The following is a 19652-nucleotide window of genomic DNA, read 5'->3' as shown; positions in this document are numbered from 1 at the left end:
GGCGCGACAGCAAACTCTCTGGAAGATGGATGATGTAGCGTCGAAAAACGTCGTTTTCAGTTGAATTGCTATGCTCCGTGAGAGAAGCGTTCCCAGATATCAATCGATCATGAACACGGGTTCGTCGATGCTTTCGCTTTTGCAGTTGGGACAGCGCGACGGACGGTTGATGATATCGTCAAACTCGGAGAAGCCACACTCTCGGCACTCGGGCGGTGCGGCGAGCAGTTGTTCATCGGTCGACTGAAGGGATCGAGCGAGGTGCTCGACGTGTGAGAGAACCTCACTGCTCGGAATGGCGAACTCGGTTGCGAGCACGCCGGGAGGAGACGGACTGTTTCGAATGTGGGTTGCGATCTGCTGGCGCGTCGTTTCGCGCTCACCCTGCATACGTCTCGTACCCACTCATCCCCCAAACGATTATCGGAGGGTTCGAAGCCGCAATGGCTATACATCAGCGCTGAGTGGCAGCGACTATGCACGCAGTCGTCCTGGCTGGTGGTTACGCTACCCGATTGTGGCCGATCACCCGTCACCGTCCCAAGATGCTCCTTCCAGTCGGTGAAACGACCGTCATCGATCGGATTCTCACAGAGCTTGAGGGGGATGACCGCATCGAGAACGTGTATCTAAGCACGAACGAGAGCTTTGCTGATGACTTCAGATCTCATCTCGAAGACGAAGGGTATGAGAAAACGACGCTCTCGATCGAGGATACGACCGAAGAGAGCGAGAAGTTCGGTGTCATGGGGGCATTGGGCCAACTCGTCGAGCGCGAAGGTATCGACGACCAGTTGCTCGTCGTCGCCGGGGACAACCTCATGGGCTTTGAGATGTCGGAGTTCATCGACTACTTCGAGGAACGCCAAGCTCCGACGCTCGCAGCGTACGACGTGGGATCCCGTGAAAAAGCGAAATCGTACGGACTGCTCGCACTCGATGGCGAACAGGTAGTGGACGTACAGGAAAAACCCGACGATCCAAAGAGCACGCTCGTCTCGATCGCCTGCTATGCGTTTCCCGCCCAGTCGATCCGGTTCGAGGAGTATCTCTCGGGAGACAACAATCCCGACGAACCGGGTTGGTTCATCGAGTGGCTTCAGGATCGCGAGAACGTGTACGCATACAGCTTCGACGAAGCGTGGTTCGACATCGGCACGCCGGAAAGCTATCTCGAAGCGCTCGACTGGGCGCTCGATGGCTCGTCGTTCGTTCACGAAACCGCCAGCGTTACGAACTGCGATATCGGTGAGAACGTTCACATTATGGCCGACAGCGAGCTAACGGACGTCACCCTTTCGAACACCGTCGTCTTTCCGAACTCGGAGCTGTCCAACACGGAACTTACCGAAACGGTCGTCGACGAACACGTCACGATCGACGATGCGGTGCTTTCGGGAGCACTCGTCGGACCGTACTCACGGCTGTCGTGAGGTTTCAGCGGGTTCCGCCGAGCCACGCGTCGGTGAGGAGCAAACGGCCACGCTGGCCGTCCCATTCAGTGTCGTATTCGAGTTCGATGGGGTGCGTCATGTGCGGCCCGTCAGTGACTATCGTTTCGTACTCGCCGCCTTCCCCGAGTACGTGCACGCCGTATCGGTCGTTGAGATCGCGGAGTTCCCGGAGTGCTTGTTCGTCGAGTGTTCGTCCGAGCCATGACTCATCCAGCCCGGCAGCGGCGACCTGTACGATCGTGATCTCGAAGCCGGCTTCGAGCATCGAGTGCGCGAGTGCTGTGGGGTTTTCGTGCCATAGCGGCGCGAACAACTCCGCTCCGAGCCGGTCGCACATCGCTTTCACGCGGGCGTTCTGGTAGTCGCTCTCGACTGCACCAACCGTAACGCCGCCGATCCTCTGCTCCTCGTTGAGAGTTTCGAGCGCGCGCTCAAGCGGTTCGATCTCTCGGTCCCCTTGCTCGCTCGCATCGGTCGCTGCGCCGGTATCGAACTCCTCCGGACGAACGTTCAACAAGGAGATTCCGATGCTTTCGGCGGCCAGCGACGCCAGCTCCGTTGCTGGGACGTGGTACATGTACGAATCGCCCTCCGGATGCACGGTGACGAGCCGCTCGATCGGATGGCCGGCCTCAAGCGCACGATAGAGCGCCCACGAGGAATCCTTACCACCTGAAAAGAGGCTTACCCACGGCGTATCGGTCATTATGGTGGGTAGGCTGTGGATAGGGAAACGAACTGCGATCAAAACAACTCTCAGTCAGCGAGGGAGTGGCGTCTCTCACCGTTCGATCTATTCTCACCTTGACGGTCGGTGTCGAACACGGGTACCGTAACAGGGGACACTCGCGGTGAGCGACGCTCACCCACGGGCCGACGGTTCTCGAAAACCCATCTTCACATCGGGAGCCAACGAACGAAAAAATGGAAACTCTCAGCGAAGGGAATGGCTTAGTTAGAGATTGACGTGAGCTAGTGTTTTTCCGCCCACGGCTGTGGGGTGCGACCGACTTGGTGGCCGTCGCCACCGCTATTTTCTTTTTTATGTCATGTTCTTACGAGATAGCTTGGTGATGGTTTCCAACTGCTCTTTTACGATCCGAAAAAGGTGGTGGATCGAAATTTCAAAACGTCTGGGACCGGTAGAATAGATAAATGGTACAGTTGCGTTTTGCGTTGTTGAACGCGTCCACGACGGAGGCTGCCATCCCCTCGACTAACCGGAATTTCCGGCGGGAGTTGGACGCCGATCTCACGGAGTTTCTCGTTTCCCGCGGACAGCTCCCCGACTCGTTCGAGTTCGATGGGGTAATCGTCACTGGATCGGCTGCATCGGCGTACTGGGAGGAGGACTGGATCGAGGACACCCGCGAGTGGATACAGGGGGCGCATGAGCGAGGGCTGCCGATCCTGGGCGTCTGTTTCGGCCACCAGCTGCTCGCCTCGGCGCTCGGTGGAACCGTCGCGGAGATGGACGAGTTCGAGATCGGCTATCGGGAGGTGTCACACGAGGACTCACCGCTGTTCTCGGGGATCGACGACCGATTCACCGTCTTTATCACGCATGGAGACCGCGTAATCGAACTTCCCGACGGAGGAGAGCGGATCGCCGAAAACGAGTACGGCGTTCACGGCTTTCGTGTCGGCCACGCGTTCGGGGTGCAGTTCCACCCCGAATACGACATGGAAACCGCTGCGGCTGTCACCCGACGCAAGGAATTCCTCGGAGAGGACCGCATCGAGTCGGTGCTCGCAGGCATCACCGACGAACAGTACGCCGAGGCCTGCCAAGCGAAACAGCTGTTCGACAACTTCACCGAGTACGCCGCGCAGATCCACCGCACACCGGCGTGAGTACTGGTCACCTGCGCCGGATTGGCGAGTGTTTTTATCGGGCGGCCCCGGAGAACCTCCATGCTCGATTACGTGGATTTGGAGGCGGATCTCTCGGCGGAGGAGCGGCTGATCCGGGATACGGCACGGGAGTTCGTCGCCGACAAGCTCGAATCTGAGATCGGCGAGCACTGGATCGAAGGGACGTTTCCGACCGACCTCATCCCGGAGATGGGCGATCTCGGATTTTACGCGCCAAATCTTGAAGGGTACGGACTGCCGGGCGTGAGTGAAACGGCCTACGGGCTGTTGATGGCCGAACTCGAAGCCTGTGATTCGGGGCTGCGGTCGATGGCCAGCGTCCAAGGGGCGCTCGTGATGTATCCGATCCATGCCTACGGCTCCGAAGCCCAGAAAGACGACTGGCTGGAGCCACTCGGTGCGGGCGAGGCGGTCGGCTGTTTCGGACTGACAGAACCACAGCACGGCTCGAATCCCTCGGGGATGGAAACCACAGCCAAACATGATGACGATGGGTACGTTCTGAACGGCTCGAAAACGTGGATCACCAACGCGCCGATCGCCGACGTCGCGCTCGTGTGGGCACGCGTGACCGATGGAGATGGAGCCGACGACGGCTCTGTTCGTGGCTTTCTGGTCGAAACCGATCGAGAAGGCGTCACCACCAACGAAATCAAAGAGAAGCTCTCGCTGCGAGCGTCCATCACGGGTGAGATCGGTCTAAACGGCGTTCACGTGCCCGAAGAAAGCGTTTTGCCGGGAGTCGAGGGAATGAAAGGACCGCTCGCGTGTCTGACTCAGGCGCGCTACGGCATCGCGTGGGGTACGGTCGGCGCGGCGCGGAACTGTTTCGAAACCGCCCGACAGTACGCGCTCGATCGGGAACAGTTCGGGGGACCGATCGCGCGCTTCCAGCTTCAACAGGAGAAGCTCGCGGAGATGGCGACCCAAATCACGCTCGCCCAGCTGCTCGCTCACCGGCTGGCCGATCTCAAAGAACGCGGCGATCTCCGGCCACAACAGGTGTCGATGGCGAAACGCAACAACGTTCGCGTGGCCCGGAATCAGTCCCGGATCGCTCGTGAAATCCTCGGGGGCAACGGCATCACCGCTGATTACTCGCCGATGCGTCATCTCACGAACATGGAAACCGTCTACACCTACGAGGGAACCCATGACATCCACTCGCTCATCCTCGGACAGGATCTGACCGGCGTTGCAGCGTTCGAATAGGTTCCGTGTTACCGACGGCGATCCGATTCGACCGGTGGCTCGGCGCTACAAATCCGTCCGAACCACGCCCGGTGGTCCGCAACCCAGTCGTACAGTCGTTCGCGGACATCCGTGTAACCCGGAACGCGACCGACGACACCAAACGGCCGCTGTAGCGCGGGGTATGCGTGGATCAATGCCTCTTCGACGGCTTCACCACAGGAGTACACCTCAGTGTCGGTGAGCAGGTGAGCGCAGTCGGTGAAATCAGCTGGAAGCCGAGACCGCTGTTGGGGTGTCACGTTGGCGAACCCGACGGCATCGAACGCGCCATGACGCACGATCCACTCCGTACACCACGTACAAAAGCCACAGTCGTCGTCGTAGACGACTACAGGACGGTCAGCTTTCATGCTATGTGAACCGCCCGGTTTCTCCGCCACAGTGCTCACAGAGCGTACGGAGTGCGTCGTCGGCCGATTCGATGCGCTGTGGCGTCCGGTCGCCACAGTCGGGACAGTCACGACGGATCTCGGTGTCGCCCGGGTCCGCCGGTCCCCCTAGCGCGATCGCCGTAACGCGCTCTTCGCCGTGGTTCGTTCCTTGCTGGAACCCGCCGGGCGCAAACCGGATGATCTCCCCAGACTCGACTGTCACCTCGCCGGCTTCTGTCTCGAACGTAACCGTCCCCGACTGGACGTAAAACACCTCCTCTTGCTCGGTGTGGCGGTGATAGCCGAACGCGAAGCTCTCTCCCGGCGCGAGTTCGTAGTAGTTGATCGCCAGCGCCGTCGTTCCGAGTGCCCGGCCGATGGGTCGCTTGACCGATGCCGGACCCATCCAATCATCGACCGAACCGATCCGTACGTGCTCCATACCAGTGGTTGGGGAATCAGAATAGTAAAAGTCAGGCTCGGTCTACAGCACGCTCACCGCCGATCATTCGACGCGCTCTGTGTTCAGCTTCTCCTGAAGCTCTTCGAGCCACCCCTCTGATTGTAGCTCCTCGAACCTGGCGCGGAAATGCTGCTGACACAGTCCGACCTTCACACCATCTTTTTCGACGGACATGGCAGCCTCCGTCTCGCAGTAGTGACACTGCATACGTCCCTTTCGGCGTCGAACGTACTGAACGCTACGGCTATCACAGACCTCACCTCGTTCGATTGTTCAACGACGGAAAATATGACACCAACCATCATGGCTAATGGGGTCGATTACGAGAGGACAGTGAGGGACCAACGAGATACGTCCGTCGATCGGTATTGGGATGCCATTCCTCTCCCCCGTTCGCTTGGTCCCTTCGGACGGGGACTACCCATTCATTATTGATTACACTCCTGTCCGAACTGCACAACTCGATAAATACTCCGACGACGAGACTCAGACCGGAGAGCTACCGGAATCGGAACGTCTCTAAGTTCTTGGGGGCGAACGTCCTCATATCGAATTTGTGATACAATGCTGAAGAGAGATCCTGAGCCGAGGACTCGTCTCCGTGAACACACAACACCTTCTCGGGGCGGGGATTCATCGTCCGTACGTAATCCACGAGTCCCTGTCGTCCGGAGTGACCGGAGAATCCATCGACGGTTTCAACCGACAGATCGAGCGAGAGCGTGTCCGAACGGCCACCACGACCGTTCATCGGAATCTCATCCCAGCCGCTCTGGATGCGTCGGCCGAGCGTTCCTTGGGCCTGGTAGCCGACGAACACCATCGTGGTGTCGGGGTCCGGACCGAGATGTTCGAGCCACGACATGATCGGGCCACCGGTAACCATCCCCGAGGTGGAGAGGATGATGCTGGGACCGTCGTCGGTGACGTCGCGGCGTTCGTCCTCACCGCCATCGATGTGGTTGAACTGGGACGAAAGGAACGGATTTTCGTTTTCGTGGAAGATCCGATCTCGAAGGTCATCACGAAGATATTCGGGGTAGGTAGTGTGAATAGCCGTCGCCTCCCAGATCATCCCATCGAGATGGACGGGCATCTCGGGGATCTTCCCCTCGCGCATCGCCTCCTCGATGACGAGCATGATCTCCTGGGAGCGACCGACGGCGAAGGCCGGAATGAGGACCTTTCCGTCCCGGTCGTACGTCTCCTGGATGACTTCCATCAGCTTCTGTTCGGAGTCGGCTTGGTCGGTCTGGTAGTCGTTCCGGCCACCATACGTTGATTCCATCACGAGCGTCTCGACGCGGGGGAACTCGTTGACCGCACCGTTGAACAGTCGGGTGTCTTCATAGTGGATGTCGCCCGAGAAAGCGACGTTGTACAGCCCATCACCGATGTGGAAGTGGGAAACCGCACTCCCGAGGATATGCCCGGCGTTGTGCAGCGTGAGCTTCACGTCGGGCGCGATATCGGTCACGTCGCCGTATTCCAGTGGGATCGTGTGTTTGAGTGCTTCCCGAACCATCTCGCTTTCGTACGGTGGCGTCCGTCCCTCCTTGGCGGCGACGTCGAGGTAATCCAGCGTCAACAGTCCCATCAGATCACGGGTCGGTTCCGTACAGTAGATCGGTCCGTCGTAGCCGTATTTGAACAGGAGCGGAATGAGCGCCGAGTGATCGAGGTGAGCGTGGGTGAGCACCACAGCATCGATGGAGTTGAGCGGGTTGGCTTCGGGAGCCTGAAGATAGGGCACTTCGTCTTCCGCACCGGGCTTGTCGCCACAGTCGATGAGAATTCGGGTTTCAGCCGTCGAGAGGATGAAACTCGCACGACCGACCTCACGACAACAGCCGAGCGTACTGATCCGAACCCACTGCTCATCGGAGAGTTCCTCGCGGTGGATCTGCCGACCGACGCGCTCTAAGATCTCGCGACGGTCTTCCCGTTCCTGTTTCAGGAAGTTCCGAACGTTCGAGACGGTAGCGGACTCGATCGGTGGCGTTCGAACGACTTCGGGCGTCCATCCGATTTTCTGTGTAATTTCGCGCAGCGTCGATCCGTGACGACCGATCACCATCCCGGGCTTTTGTGCCTCGATCACGACCTCACCGGTATCTGCATGGAAGTCGAGATCCGTCACACCCGCCTCGTCGGGAATGATCGCCCGAATCTGTGCTTCCGCGTCCGTGGGCCGTGCGAGCACGTCGGGATCGGGTCGGACGGTGATGCGTTTTCGAAGTTTCCCCGCGAGCGTCCGAATCAGATCACCGTTCTGTGCGAACTTCTTCGGATCCCGCGTGTAGATGACGAGTTCGGGACCCTCGTATGTCACATCAGAAACGGAGATGTCGTTCGGTATCTCGGCTGCAATCTCTGCTTTCAAATCGTCAAGTTGCTTCTCTACCGTGCTCATAGGTCACGTAGATAGGCGGGGTTCCGGAACAGACCACACCACTGCACGTTACACGACACGTCGTCCAACGTCGATCCGATCGGACATGGAACCAGCACTGAGATCGAACAACAGGTCATACTCTGATATCACGACCGTTCACGACGGTCCGGAAAACCCGCGTTACTCTTTTCTACTGTACGGTCATTATAAAACCCTTCGCAACCACACAGGATATACCTCCATGGGCACAAACAGCTTCAATCGTCCGCGTGATCGACGAACAGGAACACAGACATGCATTTGACGCCGTCTCGTGTTCGGGCAGAATACGAGTTCGTCCGGGATCGGCCGATCGCGTCGTTGATCACCGACGTTCGGGACGCTCTGGGCGAGCAGTTCGAGACGACCGTCGATCCCGTGAGCGATGAGCAGTACCGTAAGGCGGTCGACGTCGTATTCGCCGACGGCGACCGTGCCGTCAACGTCGCCGCCCTCGTTGCCATCCTCCGCGAGCTCGATGTCGAGGAGGATTATCCCGGGTTTGTCGTGGACGAACTGCTCGGCCGGGAACTCGCCGCGACGATCGCCGGTGGACAGCCCCGTTCGCTGCTCGCAGAAGCCACGTTCCACTACGCCGACATTCACCACCATTCGGGCGAGACGGCCGGTATCGACGATCTCGACGCTGCTCTAGCTGCTGGCTTTCAGACACGGTTGCCCGGCTGGGACTGGACCGAAGGGAAGTCACCGTTCGCCGTAGACCGAAAAGGACAGAGCTGACAGGAGTAGACGGTTTCGGCCGTGGTGCTCACAGCCCGAGCCGCTCTGTTAGGGATTCGACAACCGTCTGGATTCGCCCGGACGATCGTGCGTGTGAGAACTTTGGGTACGAATCCGGAACGTCACCGTTTGGGATCCGTTCGGCATCGACGATCACACCTGATTCGTACACGCTCTCCGGATCGACTGCAGCCCCATCAATTGTTTTGAGCCTCGGTTCTACTTCGAGTAGTTGTCACCCATGATCTCATTCGGACGGGAATTCTGCTTGGTGGCGCTTGTACAGATACACGAGGACGGCGGGGATGTTGAGGAACCAAACCAACGAGAGAACTGGCCAAACCCACTTGTTCGGCGTCCACGTGCTTCGTTCTCGCACGTGTTGGTTGTCGAAGTACATACCCACGGGGAAGATGAGCCACGCGAGTATCGTAACGTTCACCATAGTATCGTATTCGTACAGTGGGAAATAGAGGGTCCAAGTAAGCGAGCACGCCACGACGACGTAGTACCAGTATGGCGAGGTCGGGCTAGAATCGTCAAGCGACTCCACATCGGGGGCCTCACTCGACACGTCAGTCTCCGTCGTCGGCGTGTCGGGGGACTCGTGTTCGAAATCCACGACGTAGTGACTGCCATCGCGTTCTACAGGGATTTCACGCCCGAGGATGTCGGCAAACGAGTGTGCGGATACACCGACAGTCGACAACAGCTGATCGAGGGAGGTGTCTCCTGTCAACTGTTCGGGCCACGCGATGTACACCGATGTGTTACGATTCGGGCTCAGTCGAACATCCAACCGGAGAGCGTATGGTGAGAGGATAGTCGTCGGATACGTGTCCGGCACTGCATCGAACAGTACACGTTCGGCACCCAGCACTGTTCCCGATTCGTACTGTTCGTTCGGGTCCATCTCGGCTCCCGCCATCGAGCTGAGATCTGATTCGAGTTCAAGCAGCTCTTCGGCCTGTTCGTCGAATTCGTTCATCGATATCTCGTCGGGACCATCGGGCATCGTGTAGGTGTACAACTATCCTAGATAACATGACTGTTTTGACCGCCAACCATCGCAGGTCACAACGTGTTTATCGGTCCCCCGTGTGGTCGGTGGTGTTCGACGATGTCAGATTCAATTAGCGAGTTGTTAGGACGGAACGAGCACCACGCGCGCGAGTTCGAAAACGACCGCTTCGAGGACGTCCAAGACGGGCAGGCACCGCCCTTTGTCACAGTGTGTTGTTCCGATTCGCGCGTGCTACAAGACGAACTGTTCGAAAACCGTACACCGGGCGACGTCTTCACGGTCGGAGCGATCGGCAACCGGGTGTTCGAGGAGACGGCCACTGGACTAGCCGTCTCGGGTGACGTGCTGTACCCACTGGTGCACGCCGATACGGACACGGTCGTCGTGATCGGCCACACCGGCTGTGGCGCCGTCACAGCTACCTACAAGGATATACGAGACGAGATCGAGGAGCCAGCCGGGATCCGTCACTGCATCGACCTGTTGAAACGGCGGCTCGCAGACGGCGTCGTGGCGCTGCCCGAAGGACTCGACGAGAGCGAGGCGATCAACCGGCTCGTGGAGTACAACGTCGACCAACAGATCGCGATCCTGCGCGAAAGCGACGACGTGCCCGAAGACACCGATATCGTCGGAGTGGTGTACGACTTCCAGGACGTGTACACCGACGAGCGTGGGCTGGTCCACGTCGTCAACGTCGACGGGGTGCGCGATCCCGAGCAGATCGAAGCGGAACACCCCGAACTCGCCGATCGCGTCCAACGGCTCTGGACGTACTGATCGTCGACTATTTCCTTCCATTTAGTTGATACCATGCCGTATTCTGCCCGAACGGTACACCGCCGAAGAACTGTATCCCCACCAAACGAATCATCCGAGTGGGGGTGAACCTCCACCGGACCGCGCTCGGCTTCGTTGTCGAAGCCTCCCAGCGCCAAGGACGGCGACACGTCGAGTTTAATAGGGGTGTCCGTCACGTTCCTACATGAGCAACGAACAGGATCTTGGAATAACAGCCAGTAAGGAGCACGAGACCGGCGACTGGTACGCCCAGGTCGTCCAGAAAGCCGAGCTCGCGGACTACGCCCCCATGGGTGGGTTCATCGTCACGCGCCCCCGTGGATACGCGCTGTGGGAGGCGATTCAGGACCATCTGGATGGCTGGTTCAAAGACAGCGGCGTGCAGAACGCGTACTTTCCCATGTTCATCCCCGAGTCGTATCTCCAAGCGGAGAAGGACATCGTGGAAGGGTTCGATCCGGAAGTGGCGTGGGTCACCCACGGAGGGTACGACGAACTCGATGAGCGGCTCGCCGTCCGACCCACCAGCGAGTCGATCATCACCCCCTACATCTCCCAGTGGGTGCGCAGCCACCGGGATCTCCCTCTCAGAGTGAACCAGTGGTGTTCGGTGGTACGGTGGGAAGCCACCGAGACAAAGCCGTTCTTCCGGACCAAGGAGTTCCTCTGGCAGGAGGGCCACACCGCCCACCACGACCGGAGCGACGCGTGGGACGAGACGATGCTCCGGCTCGACCAGTACGAGCGGCTGTACACCGACGTACTCGCGCTGCCCCCGCTTCGCGGACAGAAACCCGAACACGACAAGTTCCCCGGCGCGGATACGACGACGACGCTTGAAGTGTTGATGCCCGATGGAAAGAGCGTGCAAGCCGCGACGAGCCACTACCTCGGGACGAGCTTCGCCGAGGCGTTCGACATCACCTATCTCGATGAGAACGAGGACGAACGGACCGCACACACCACCTCGTGGGGGCTGTCGTGGCGCGCGCTCGGCGCGATCATCATGACCCATTCGGACGATCAAGGACTCGTCTTGCCGCCCACGATCGCGCCGAAACAGGTCGTGATCGTGCCCATCTGGCAGCAAGACACCCGAGAGGAGGTGCTCGGATACGCCGAACAGATCCGATCGGAGCTTGCGGCAGCGGGGATCCGCGTCCATCTCGACGACCGCGACGAGCGCAATCCCGGGTTCAAGTTCAACGAATGGGAGCTAAAGGGCGTGCCCGTCCGGTTCGAGATCGGCCCGAACGAGGTCGAAGACGAACAGGTGTCGGTCGTCCACCGACCCGACGGGGAAACGGCGGCCGAACCCCGTGAGAACGTCGCCGAAACGACCCGAGAACACCTCGATACGGTGTATGCGAAGCTGTACGCCGCCGCAGAACAACACCGCGACGAAAACGTCCGTGAGGCTGAATCACGCGAGGAGATCCTCGGAACGATCGGCCAGCACGGCGGCTACGTCAAAACCGGTTGGTGTGGTACGGAAGAGTGTGAGGACGAGATCAAAGACCAGATCGCCGCCGAAATCGTGTTGGTTCCCGGCGACGAAGAACCGATCCACGACAGCTGTGGTGTCTGTGGAGAGTCCGCAGAAACGACTGCCTACTTCGCCAAATCCTACTGATCGTCGCCCACAGCGACGCCGGCGTTCGTGGTCCCACCGAGATGGAGGAGTGTCTCGTCGATCACTATTTCTCATGGAGGAGGATATCACCGTTCTGCTAGCAAAGGCTGAAGCATGTGTGCATGAGGGCGGACTGATGACCCTTCGAATTGGACAAACGAACCCACGTATATATGACCTTATTTGACTTGAACATGCCCTTACCCCTTGAGGAGAAATGTCTTAAGAATCTATCGGACAGCTAGCGGTATGACTGAGAGACAAACACCCACGTTCGCGGGCGGTGCCGGGCTCGCGGACCCAGCAGACACCCGTGCGAGCTGTGGTGTCGGTGTCGTCATGGATCTCGACGGTGAGCGGACCCACCAGCCGGTTTCTGACGGGCTCGAACTGCTCGCTAACCTCGAACACCGAGGGACGACGGGCGCAGAGGAAACCACTGGAGACGGTGCTGGCATCTTGTTACAGCTCCCGCACGATTTTTTCGCCACCGAACTCGATTTCTCGCTTCCCGAGCTGTACGCTGTCGGATCGATCTTCTTGCCACAGGAAACGGCTGTCGCTCGGCGGCTGAAAGAGACGATGACCGAGGTACTGAAGCGCAACGGGGTTTCCGTACTGGGATGGCGCGACGTACCCACCGACAATGAGGATCTCGGACGAACCGCGCTTGAGGGAGAGCCCGACGTCCAGCAAGTCGTCGTCGCGCCGACCGACGATTGTGACGCCGAAACGTTCGATCGTCGGCTGTACGTCGGGCGTCGTGCGGTCGAAAACGAAATCAAGACGAAGCGACTGGACGACACTGGTCGGTTTTACATCTGCTCGCTCGACCGGAAGACGCTCGTATACAAGGGGCTACTCACGGCCGAACAGCTCGCTGACTACTATCCAGATCTCCGTGATGACCGACTCGAATCGACGTTTGCGATGGTGCACGCGCGGTTTTCGACGAATACGCTCGGCGCGTGGCACCTCGCTCATCCCTACCGAACGGTGATCCACAACGGCGAGTTCAACACCATCCAAGGAAACATCAATTGGATGCGTGCGCGGGAGAACGATCTCGCACACGAGGCGTTCAGCGAGGAACTCCGTTCCTCGGGCACCGTGAACGACGACAGCGACGGGCCGCGAACGGATCTCGACGCGCTGAAACCGATCATCAACGAAGAGGACCAGTCCGACACTGCAAGCGTCGACAACGCGCTCGAACTCCTCATGAAGACCGGGCGGGACCTCCCACACGCACTCCGAATGTTGATCCCGGAAGCGTGGCGGGGTGAAGCGACCGGCGTCGAACAGCGCCGCAAGGACTGGTACGACTTTCATGCCTCGCTCATCGAGCCGTGGGATGGTCCCGCCTTGGTCGCCGCGACTGACGGCGAGCGCGTCGGGGCGGTGCTCGATCGCAACGGTCTCAGGCCGTGTCGGTACGACGTGCTCGAAGACGACACGCTACTCATGGCCAGCGAAGTCGGAGTGCTCGACGACCAACACGACGCGAGCAACATCCGTGAACGAGGGCGCCTCCAGCCCGGGCAGCTGTTTCTTGCCGATCCCGAAGAGGGACAGATCGTCCCCGACGACGCGGTGTTCGAGGAGCTTCTCGACGGGAAGTACGGCCAGTGGGTCGAGAACGAACAGCTTCGACTCGAAGCGATCGCAGACGAACGGACGGACGTCCGCGATCCGGTCGAGGAACTTCGCTCCCAGCAGGCACTGTACGGCTACACGCACGACGAACTCGACCATCTGATCGAACCGATGGCCCGCGATGGATCGGATCCAGTCGGATCGATGGGCGACGACACACCGCTCCCAGTACTCAGCGAGCACAATCGACCACTGGCGTCGTATTTCAAACAGCTGTTCGCGCAGGTGACGAACCCGCCGCTGGATTATATCCGCGAGGAACTCGTCACGTCGATGGAGTGTCGGCTCGGAAATCAGCGCAATCTACTTGAAGAATCTCCGGCTCACGCCCGCCAGCTCGTGCTCGAGTCGCCGTTTCTCACCGACGAGGAGCTGTCGACGATCACCAACCTCGACGGACAGCTCTCCAGCGCCGTCGTCGATATCACGTATCCCCGAACGGGGAATCTCGAAACGGCGATGGAGAACGTGCGATCGCAGGCCGCAGAACTCGCGGACGATCACGATGTGCTCGTGTTGTCCGACCGCACTGTCAGTCCGGAGCGGCTGCCGATTCCGAGCCTGCTCGCTACGGCCGGCGTCCACCATCATCTGGTCCGGACGGGTCAGCGCAACCGCGTCGGTCTGGTCGTCGAATCCGGCGATCCGCGCACCGTCCATCAGATGGCGACGCTCATCGGCTACGGCGCGGGCGCGGTCAACCCGTACCTCGCGTTCCAGACGATCGAGGAGATCGTCGCTGGACCGGACGGAGCCGACACCGAGACAGCGATCGACGCGTATCTCGGTGCGCTCGAAGACGGCCTGTTGAAGACGATGGCAAAAATGGGTATCTCGACCGTCGAGAGCTACCGGGGGGCACAGATCTTCGAGGCGGTCGGATTAGATTCCTCGTTCGTCGCGGAGTATTTCGAGGGAACGACGGCCAGAACGGGTGGCATCGGTCTCTCCGAACTCGAAGCCGACCTTCGACGGCGACACGCGAACGCGTTCTCCGCCGATACGGATCCCGACATCGAACGACAAGGCGTCTTCGAGAACCGATCAGACGGCGTGTTCCACCAATGGAATCCTCAGACAGTCGGGACGCTCCAGAAAGCTGTTAGACAAGGCGATTACGAACAGTACCGGGAGTTCGCCGAGCAGATCAACGACCAGAACGAACGTCTCCAAACACTCCGTGGGCTGTTGGCGTTCGACGCAGAGCGCGATCCCGTTCCGATCGAGGAGGTGGAGCCGGTTTCGGAGATCGTCACTCGGTTCTCGACCGCGGCGATGAGTCTCGGGTCGCTCTCGCCAGAAGCCCACGAGAACAACGCCATCGCGATGAATCGGTTGGGCGGGAAATCGAACACCGGCGAAGGCGGGGAGCCACCCGAACGGTTCGACACCGAACGGGAGTGCAACGTCAAGCAGGTGGCTTCCGGACGGTTCGGCGTGACGAGTCAGTATCTCGCTTCGGCGGAGGAACTCCAGATCAAAATGGCACAGGGATCGAAACCCGGTGAGGGAGGACACCTTCCCGGCCAAAAAGTCAACGAGATGATCGCCAACGTCAGGTGTTCGACGCCGGGCGTCGGGCTCATCTCACCCCCGCCGCTACACGATATCTACTCTATCGAGGATCTCAAACAGTTGATCCACGACCTCAAAACGGCCAATCCTGAGGCGGATATCAACGTGAAACTCGTCTCGGAAGCAGGGATCGGAACCATCGCCGCTGGTGTGGCCAAGGCCAACGCCGACGTGGTTCATATCTCCGGCCACTCGGGGGGGACCGGTGCGTCACCCAAAACGTCGATCAAAAACGCTGGCCTGCCGTGGGAACTCGGACTCGCAGAAGCAAACCAGATGCTCCGGCACACGGATCTCCGTTCGCGCATCAGGGTCACCGTCGATGGGGGTATGAAAACCGGTCGAGACGTCGCGGTTGCCGCGTTGCTCGGGGGCGAAGAGTACGTGTTCGGAACGGCGAGCCTCGTCACGTCGGGCTGTGTGATGGCACGCCAATGTCACGAGAACACCTGTCCGGTCGGTGTCGCTACCCAAGATGAGGAACTGCGAAAGCGATTCCCGGGGCAACCCCAGCACGTCATCAACTACATGACGTTCATCGCCGAGGAACTCCGTGAGATCATGGCCGAACTCGGCTTCCGTTCTGTCGAGGAGATGGTCGGCCGCGTGGAGTGTCTCACCCAGCGCGAGGACATTACCCACGAAAAGGCCGAGCAGCTCGATCTCTCGGCTGTGCTCGCGCCCGCAGAGGGTGCCCGAACGAAATCGGTCGAGCAGTCTCACGACGTCGATACGGCACTCGATCACGATCTCATCGCCGAGGCTGCCCCCGCGTTCGACCGGGAAGAGCCGGTGTCAATCGACGCCGACATTGATAATACCCACCGCGCGGTGGGTGCGATGCTTTCTAATCGCATCTCGAAGGAGTACGGCAGCGATGGATTGCCCGATGACACCATTACGGTCGATTTCGACGGCGTTGCGGGGCAGAGCTTCGGTGCGTTTCTCACATCGGGCGTGACGATGTCACTCACCGGAACGGCAAACGACTACGTCGGCAAGGGACTTTCCGGTGGGAAACTCCTTGTCAGAACGCCCGAGGAAGCCCCCTACGAACCCGAGGACAACATCCTCATCGGCAACGTCGCGTTGTACGGTGCGACAGACGGCGAGCTGTACGTCAACGGTATGGCCGGTGAACGGTTTGCCGTGCGCAACTCCGGCGTGAAAGCCGTCGTCGAAAGCGTCGGCGACCACGGCTGTGAGTACATGACTGGTGGCGTCGTCGCCGTCCTCGGAGAGACCGGCCGGAACTTCGCTGCTGGAATGTCCGGTGGAGTCGCGTACGTCCTCGACCGCGACGGCGATTTCGAGGATCGCGCCAACCACGGTATGATCTCGACGACGCGCGATCTCGATCCCAAAGACGAGAAAATGTTGCGCCGTCTGATCGAAAACCACGTCATCTACACCGACAGCGATCGGGGTCAGTACATCCTCGAACACTGGGACGAGGAACTGGCCCACTTCGTGAAGGTGATGCCCGACGCGTACGCCGACATCATCACCGAACGGGAAAGCGAGGACGTGAGACGCGATCTCCCCGAAATCTCATCGCCTTCTGTCAGTGATTCGACTGCTCTTTGGGGCGGAGCCGACTGACACACCTTCTCGACTGATCGGAATCCGGCCACCGCTACGCGCCAGTACCATCTGAATGCTGATTGCTTACCAGCTACGTATCACAATCATTTATCTTTATATTATCAATAATAGCAATATTTTTATCCATGGAGGTGATGAATATGTGATGAAGCGCGTGAGCGCTCCGGGAGGAACATTCCAGGTCAGATCAGCCAGATCAGATCACAATGACACACGCTAGTGGGTAGAAAGGTCGAAACGGACCTTGCCCCGCGTTGTCTACTTCGTGCATTCAGCGGTTCATGGTCAGTGGTTCAGGAGGTTGGTGCCCCTCCCTGGGCTATTGGTTTAGTGGAGTTCTTACCTATTATCTATTATTCATCCATCGATGATCGGGTTGTGCTTCGGGTGCTCGACGGAACTGGAATGAGCGGCAGATCTCGACGCCCCGATCGAACTGTTTCGGCTCTGGGTCCCGGGTAGCCAGCGTTTGGGAGGCTTTTTGCCGTCGCGGTTGCAAGCGGGGATATGGCAATGGAGACAACGGACGATCACGGTGACCAGCACCACCATCTGCCAGCGACGGAGGACTGGCCCCGCGGCTTTGGCGAGGCGAGCTGGTGGCCGTTCATCGCCGCACTCGGTGGAGCCGGTCTCTATGTAGGGGCTGGACTGTTCATCCTCGGCAACGGTGAGGAGCCACTCGTCGGTCCGCTCGCCGGTCCGGCCGTATTCATCGCGAGTACGTTCCTCTTCCTCGCCGGTCTCTATGGGTGGATGTACCACGCGTTCGTCACTGACTTTTGGAGCGGTGAAGTGGCTGAATCGAGCGTTCGCGGACTCCGGATGGGTATGTTGCTGTTTCTCGGCAGTGAAATCGCAACGTTCGGCGCTGGCTTCGTCTATTACTTTTTCGTCCGCGCTGGCGGCAATTGGGCGGGCGCACACGTGCCGGAGGGATTGCTTGGGGCACTCGTACTCGGCAATACGGCCATTCTGGTCGTAAGCAGTATTACACTCCATTTCGCACATCTCTCCTTGTTACGAGGAAATCGATCTCGGTTCCTCCAGCTGCTCGGAGTGACGCTCGCGCTGGGGATCATCTTCATCGGTGGACAGGTGTATGAGTACTACGAGTTCATCGTCCACGAAGGGTTCACGCTCACCGAAGGCGTCTTCGCTAGCGCCTTCTTCGGTCTCACAGGACTCCACGGTATCCACGTCACGCTCGGTGGCGTCCTACTGGCAATCGTCTTCGTTCGGGCACTGTACGGCCAGTACTCTTCAGAACGCCACATTTCGGTCAGCACCGTCTCGATGTACTGGCACTTCGTTGATGCCGTCTGGATCTTCCTCGTCGTCGTCATTTACGTCGGTTCGGTCGTCAATTTATAAGCGTACATTACCCGGCTGTACTCCTTTCTCCGGGGATCTCTTTTAGCCATCCCGCCGATCCCTGCCGCATAATAATTTCACCACTATAGTTAGCAGACGGTAGTAGTAATCCATTTTGTTCATACATCCGATATGAACGAACACCACCTTTCATTACTGAGAGCGTCAAACACAGCCTGTGATGTATCCCGTCAGAAAGCGCATCAGACATCATATTTCACCGAACAATCCCCAAAAATGACATCAAGCACACAATACATAACAAAAGAAATGTTCCAATTACAAGATAGAAATGTTCTCGGAGATATAATATCCCAAATAATATCATACATCCCTCAATTGGTTGGGGCACTCATCGTACTACTCGTGGGATGGATCGTTGGCCGTCTGTTGGGCCGGATCGTGACGATGGTGCTCAAAAAAGCGGATATCGGGCGGTTCGTTCCAAGTGGGGAGGACGACGGGCGGGGCGATACTGACGATGGAAAAGGGGTTGGACTTTCGCGTGGTCTAGGGAAGCTGGTGAAATACTACGTGTATTTCATCGCCGTGTTAGCCGCCGCGGAGATCCTTGCTATCCCGATGCTCACGGAGTTGCTCTCGGACGTCGGTACGTATCTTCCGGCCATCTTTGGCGCTGTGTTGATCCTTCTGCTCGGGTTAGTCGTAGGACGTATCCTCGAGGACATCATCGCGGATCTCATCAGCGGCTTCGGATTCGATCTCCACCTCGAAGGAACGCCACTCGAACGGATCACTGGTCGGCGGGGTATCGGTGGTCTTATCGGGCAGGTCGTGGCGCTGTACGTGTACTTCATCGCGTTGCTGGCAGCTGCGGACACCCTCAACATCACGATCCTTTCGAACTTACTGAACACCATCACGGTGTACATTCCCCAGCTCATCGGCGGGGCAGCAGTGCTGTTGGCCGGGATCTGGCTCGGTGATTGGCTCGGAACGCAGATCGCAGAGACGGACCGGAAACGGCTGACCGACTACGTCGGTCTCGGGGTGAAAGCGATCGTGTACTACCTCGTGATCACGATGGCGTTACAGACCGCGGGTTTCAACGCATCGATCTTGAACACGCTGTTCGTCATCGCAATGACTGCGTTGTTCGGTTCGCTTGCACTCGCGTTCATCATCGCTGCCGGCGTCGGTGGCGCACTCGGTTCGAAGGATTACATCGCGGACAACATCGCTGACTGGATGCGGGAGGCCCGCCGATCCGCCTCGTTCGAAGACGAGGATTCGGACATGTCGGGAGAGTCGGGCTTCGAACCACCCAGCGATTGAGAACCCACGCTCGTTTCTTTCTGCCAGACTGTAATTCGCATCCGCATGACCGTCGGATGTCGCAATCAGGATGTATCTCACGCTCGTAGCTGTGGG

Annotated in this window: 16 protein-coding genes; 9 read left to right on the top strand and 7 right to left on the bottom strand. The window is 59.0% G+C overall.

Annotation, left to right across the window (positions count from 1 at the left end):
• Window positions 1-99: 99 nt before the first annotated feature.
• Window positions 100-390 carry a transcriptional regulator gene (locus tag MW046_RS08485; protein WP_247992684.1) on the bottom strand — a complete coding sequence of 97 codons (291 nt, stop codon included), beginning with the start codon at window positions 388-390 and terminating at the stop codon, window positions 100-102.
• A gap of 86 nt (window positions 391-476) precedes the next feature.
• On the opposite strand from MW046_RS08485, the gene MW046_RS08480 reads away from it, so the two are divergent.
• On the top strand, window positions 477-1433 hold the full coding sequence (locus MW046_RS08480; protein ID WP_247992683.1) for a nucleotidyltransferase family protein: 957 nt from the start codon (window positions 477-479) through the stop codon (window positions 1431-1433).
• Between the two features lie 4 nt (window positions 1434-1437).
• Here the strand turns inward: MW046_RS08480 and MW046_RS08475 are convergent, their stop codons facing one another.
• The gene (locus MW046_RS08475; RefSeq protein ID WP_247992682.1) at window positions 1438-2160 is read right to left on the bottom strand and encodes a diphthine--ammonia ligase; all 723 of its coding nucleotides are present in this window, start codon (window positions 2158-2160) and stop codon (window positions 1438-1440) included.
• A 449-nt stretch (window positions 2161-2609) separates the two neighbouring features.
• Between MW046_RS08475 and MW046_RS08470 the strand changes: the two genes are divergently transcribed.
• A complete protein-coding gene (locus tag MW046_RS08470) occupies window positions 2610-3308 on the top strand; it encodes a type 1 glutamine amidotransferase (RefSeq protein WP_247992681.1) in 699 nt (232 codons plus the stop codon).
• A gap of 60 nt (window positions 3309-3368) precedes the next feature.
• Window positions 3369-4541, top strand: a complete 1173-nt coding sequence (locus tag MW046_RS08465) for an acyl-CoA dehydrogenase family protein (protein WP_247992680.1) — start codon at window positions 3369-3371, stop codon at window positions 4539-4541.
• A gap of 8 nt (window positions 4542-4549) precedes the next feature.
• Here MW046_RS08465 and MW046_RS08460 read toward each other — a convergent pair whose 3' ends face one another.
• The 4 genes from MW046_RS08460 to MW046_RS08445 all read right to left on the bottom strand — a co-directional run bounded on the left by MW046_RS08460 (window position 4550) and on the right by MW046_RS08445 (window position 7830).
• The gene (locus tag MW046_RS08460; protein WP_247992679.1) at window positions 4550-4933 is read right to left on the bottom strand and encodes a thiol-disulfide oxidoreductase DCC family protein; all 384 of its coding nucleotides are present in this window, start codon (window positions 4931-4933) and stop codon (window positions 4550-4552) included.
• Between the two features lies 1 nt (window position 4934).
• The gene (locus MW046_RS08455) at window positions 4935-5396 is read right to left on the bottom strand and encodes a cupin domain-containing protein (protein WP_247992678.1); all 462 of its coding nucleotides are present in this window, start codon (window positions 5394-5396) and stop codon (window positions 4935-4937) included.
• A gap of 63 nt (window positions 5397-5459) precedes the next feature.
• Entirely contained in the window at window positions 5460-5624 is a 165-nt protein-coding gene (locus tag MW046_RS08450; RefSeq protein ID WP_247992677.1) for a DUF6757 family protein, read from the bottom strand.
• Window positions 5625-5916: 292 nt separating this feature from the next.
• On the bottom strand, window positions 5917-7830 hold the full coding sequence (locus tag MW046_RS08445) for a beta-CASP ribonuclease aCPSF1 (protein WP_247992676.1): 1914 nt from the start codon (window positions 7828-7830) through the stop codon (window positions 5917-5919).
• A gap of 276 nt (window positions 7831-8106) precedes the next feature.
• Here MW046_RS08445 and MW046_RS08440 point away from each other — a divergent pair, with 276 nt between their 5' ends.
• Complete coding sequence (locus MW046_RS08440) at window positions 8107-8592, top strand: DUF7984 family protein (RefSeq protein ID WP_247992675.1); 486 nt, start codon at window positions 8107-8109, stop codon at window positions 8590-8592.
• A 247-nt stretch (window positions 8593-8839) separates the two neighbouring features.
• Here MW046_RS08440 and MW046_RS08435 read toward each other — a convergent pair whose 3' ends face one another.
• Window positions 8840-9607, bottom strand: a complete 768-nt coding sequence (locus MW046_RS08435) for a hypothetical protein (protein ID WP_247992674.1) — start codon at window positions 9605-9607, stop codon at window positions 8840-8842.
• A gap of 105 nt (window positions 9608-9712) precedes the next feature.
• Here MW046_RS08435 and MW046_RS08430 point away from each other — a divergent pair, with 105 nt between their 5' ends.
• From MW046_RS08430 to MW046_RS08410, 5 genes are all read left to right on the top strand, one after another.
• Window positions 9713-10396: a carbonic anhydrase gene (locus tag MW046_RS08430; protein WP_247992673.1), complete on the top strand. Its 684-nt coding sequence runs from the start codon at window positions 9713-9715 to the stop codon at window positions 10394-10396.
• Window positions 10397-10601: 205 nt separating this feature from the next.
• Entirely contained in the window at window positions 10602-12050 is a 1449-nt protein-coding gene (gene proS / locus MW046_RS08425) for a proline--tRNA ligase (RefSeq protein WP_247992672.1), read from the top strand.
• Window positions 12051-12299: 249 nt separating this feature from the next.
• Window positions 12300-16883 carry a glutamate synthase large subunit gene (gene gltB, locus MW046_RS08420; protein ID WP_247992671.1) on the top strand — a complete coding sequence of 1528 codons (4584 nt, stop codon included), beginning with the start codon at window positions 12300-12302 and terminating at the stop codon, window positions 16881-16883.
• Between the two features lie 516 nt (window positions 16884-17399).
• Window positions 17400-18260 (top strand): cytochrome c oxidase subunit 3, encoded by an 861-nt coding sequence (locus tag MW046_RS08415; protein WP_247994752.1) that lies wholly within the window; start codon window positions 17400-17402, stop codon window positions 18258-18260.
• Between the two features lie 132 nt (window positions 18261-18392).
• Entirely contained in the window at window positions 18393-19556 is a 1164-nt protein-coding gene (locus tag MW046_RS08410; RefSeq protein ID WP_368411322.1) for a mechanosensitive ion channel, read from the top strand.
• Window positions 19557-19652 lie beyond the last annotated feature (96 nt).

Origin of the sequence: Halocatena salina, assembly GCF_023115355.1 — an archaeon.
Lineage (GTDB): Archaea > Halobacteriota > Halobacteria > Halobacteriales > Haloarculaceae > Halocatena > Halocatena salina.
Note: the sequence above shows the minus strand (reverse complement) of the source record. Positions and strands in the feature narration are given on the sequence as shown.

What these genes read in the sequence shown, in the direction of transcription:
- MW046_RS08485 (WP_247992684.1), bottom strand. Translation starts at nt 390, where the DNA reads ATGCAGGGTGAGCGCGAAACGACGCGCCAGCAGATCGCAACCCACATT.
- MW046_RS08480 (WP_247992683.1), top strand. Translation starts at nt 477, where the DNA reads ATGCACGCAGTCGTCCTGGCTGGTGGTTACGCTACCCGATTGTGGCCG.
- MW046_RS08475 (WP_247992682.1), bottom strand. Translation starts at nt 2,160, where the DNA reads ATGACCGATACGCCGTGGGTAAGCCTCTTTTCAGGTGGTAAGGATTCC.
- MW046_RS08470 (WP_247992681.1), top strand. Translation starts at nt 2,610, where the DNA reads ATGGTACAGTTGCGTTTTGCGTTGTTGAACGCGTCCACGACGGAGGCT.
- MW046_RS08465 (WP_247992680.1), top strand. Translation starts at nt 3,369, where the DNA reads ATGCTCGATTACGTGGATTTGGAGGCGGATCTCTCGGCGGAGGAGCGG.
- MW046_RS08460 (WP_247992679.1), bottom strand. Translation starts at nt 4,933, where the DNA reads ATGAAAGCTGACCGTCCTGTAGTCGTCTACGACGACGACTGTGGCTTT.
- MW046_RS08455 (WP_247992678.1), bottom strand. Translation starts at nt 5,396, where the DNA reads ATGGAGCACGTACGGATCGGTTCGGTCGATGATTGGATGGGTCCGGCA.
- MW046_RS08450 (WP_247992677.1), bottom strand. Translation starts at nt 5,624, where the DNA reads ATGCAGTGTCACTACTGCGAGACGGAGGCTGCCATGTCCGTCGAAAAA.
- MW046_RS08445 (WP_247992676.1), bottom strand. Translation starts at nt 7,830, where the DNA reads ATGAGCACGGTAGAGAAGCAACTTGACGATTTGAAAGCAGAGATTGCA.
- MW046_RS08440 (WP_247992675.1), top strand. Translation starts at nt 8,107, where the DNA reads ATGCATTTGACGCCGTCTCGTGTTCGGGCAGAATACGAGTTCGTCCGG.
- MW046_RS08435 (WP_247992674.1), bottom strand. Translation starts at nt 9,607, where the DNA reads ATGCCCGATGGTCCCGACGAGATATCGATGAACGAATTCGACGAACAG.
- MW046_RS08430 (WP_247992673.1), top strand. Translation starts at nt 9,713, where the DNA reads ATGTCAGATTCAATTAGCGAGTTGTTAGGACGGAACGAGCACCACGCG.
- proS (WP_247992672.1), top strand. Translation starts at nt 10,602, where the DNA reads ATGAGCAACGAACAGGATCTTGGAATAACAGCCAGTAAGGAGCACGAG.
- gltB (WP_247992671.1), top strand. Translation starts at nt 12,300, where the DNA reads ATGACTGAGAGACAAACACCCACGTTCGCGGGCGGTGCCGGGCTCGCG.
- MW046_RS08415 (WP_247994752.1), top strand. Translation starts at nt 17,400, where the DNA reads ATGGAGACAACGGACGATCACGGTGACCAGCACCACCATCTGCCAGCG.
- MW046_RS08410 (WP_368411322.1), top strand. Translation starts at nt 18,393, where the DNA reads ATGAACGAACACCACCTTTCATTACTGAGAGCGTCAAACACAGCCTGT.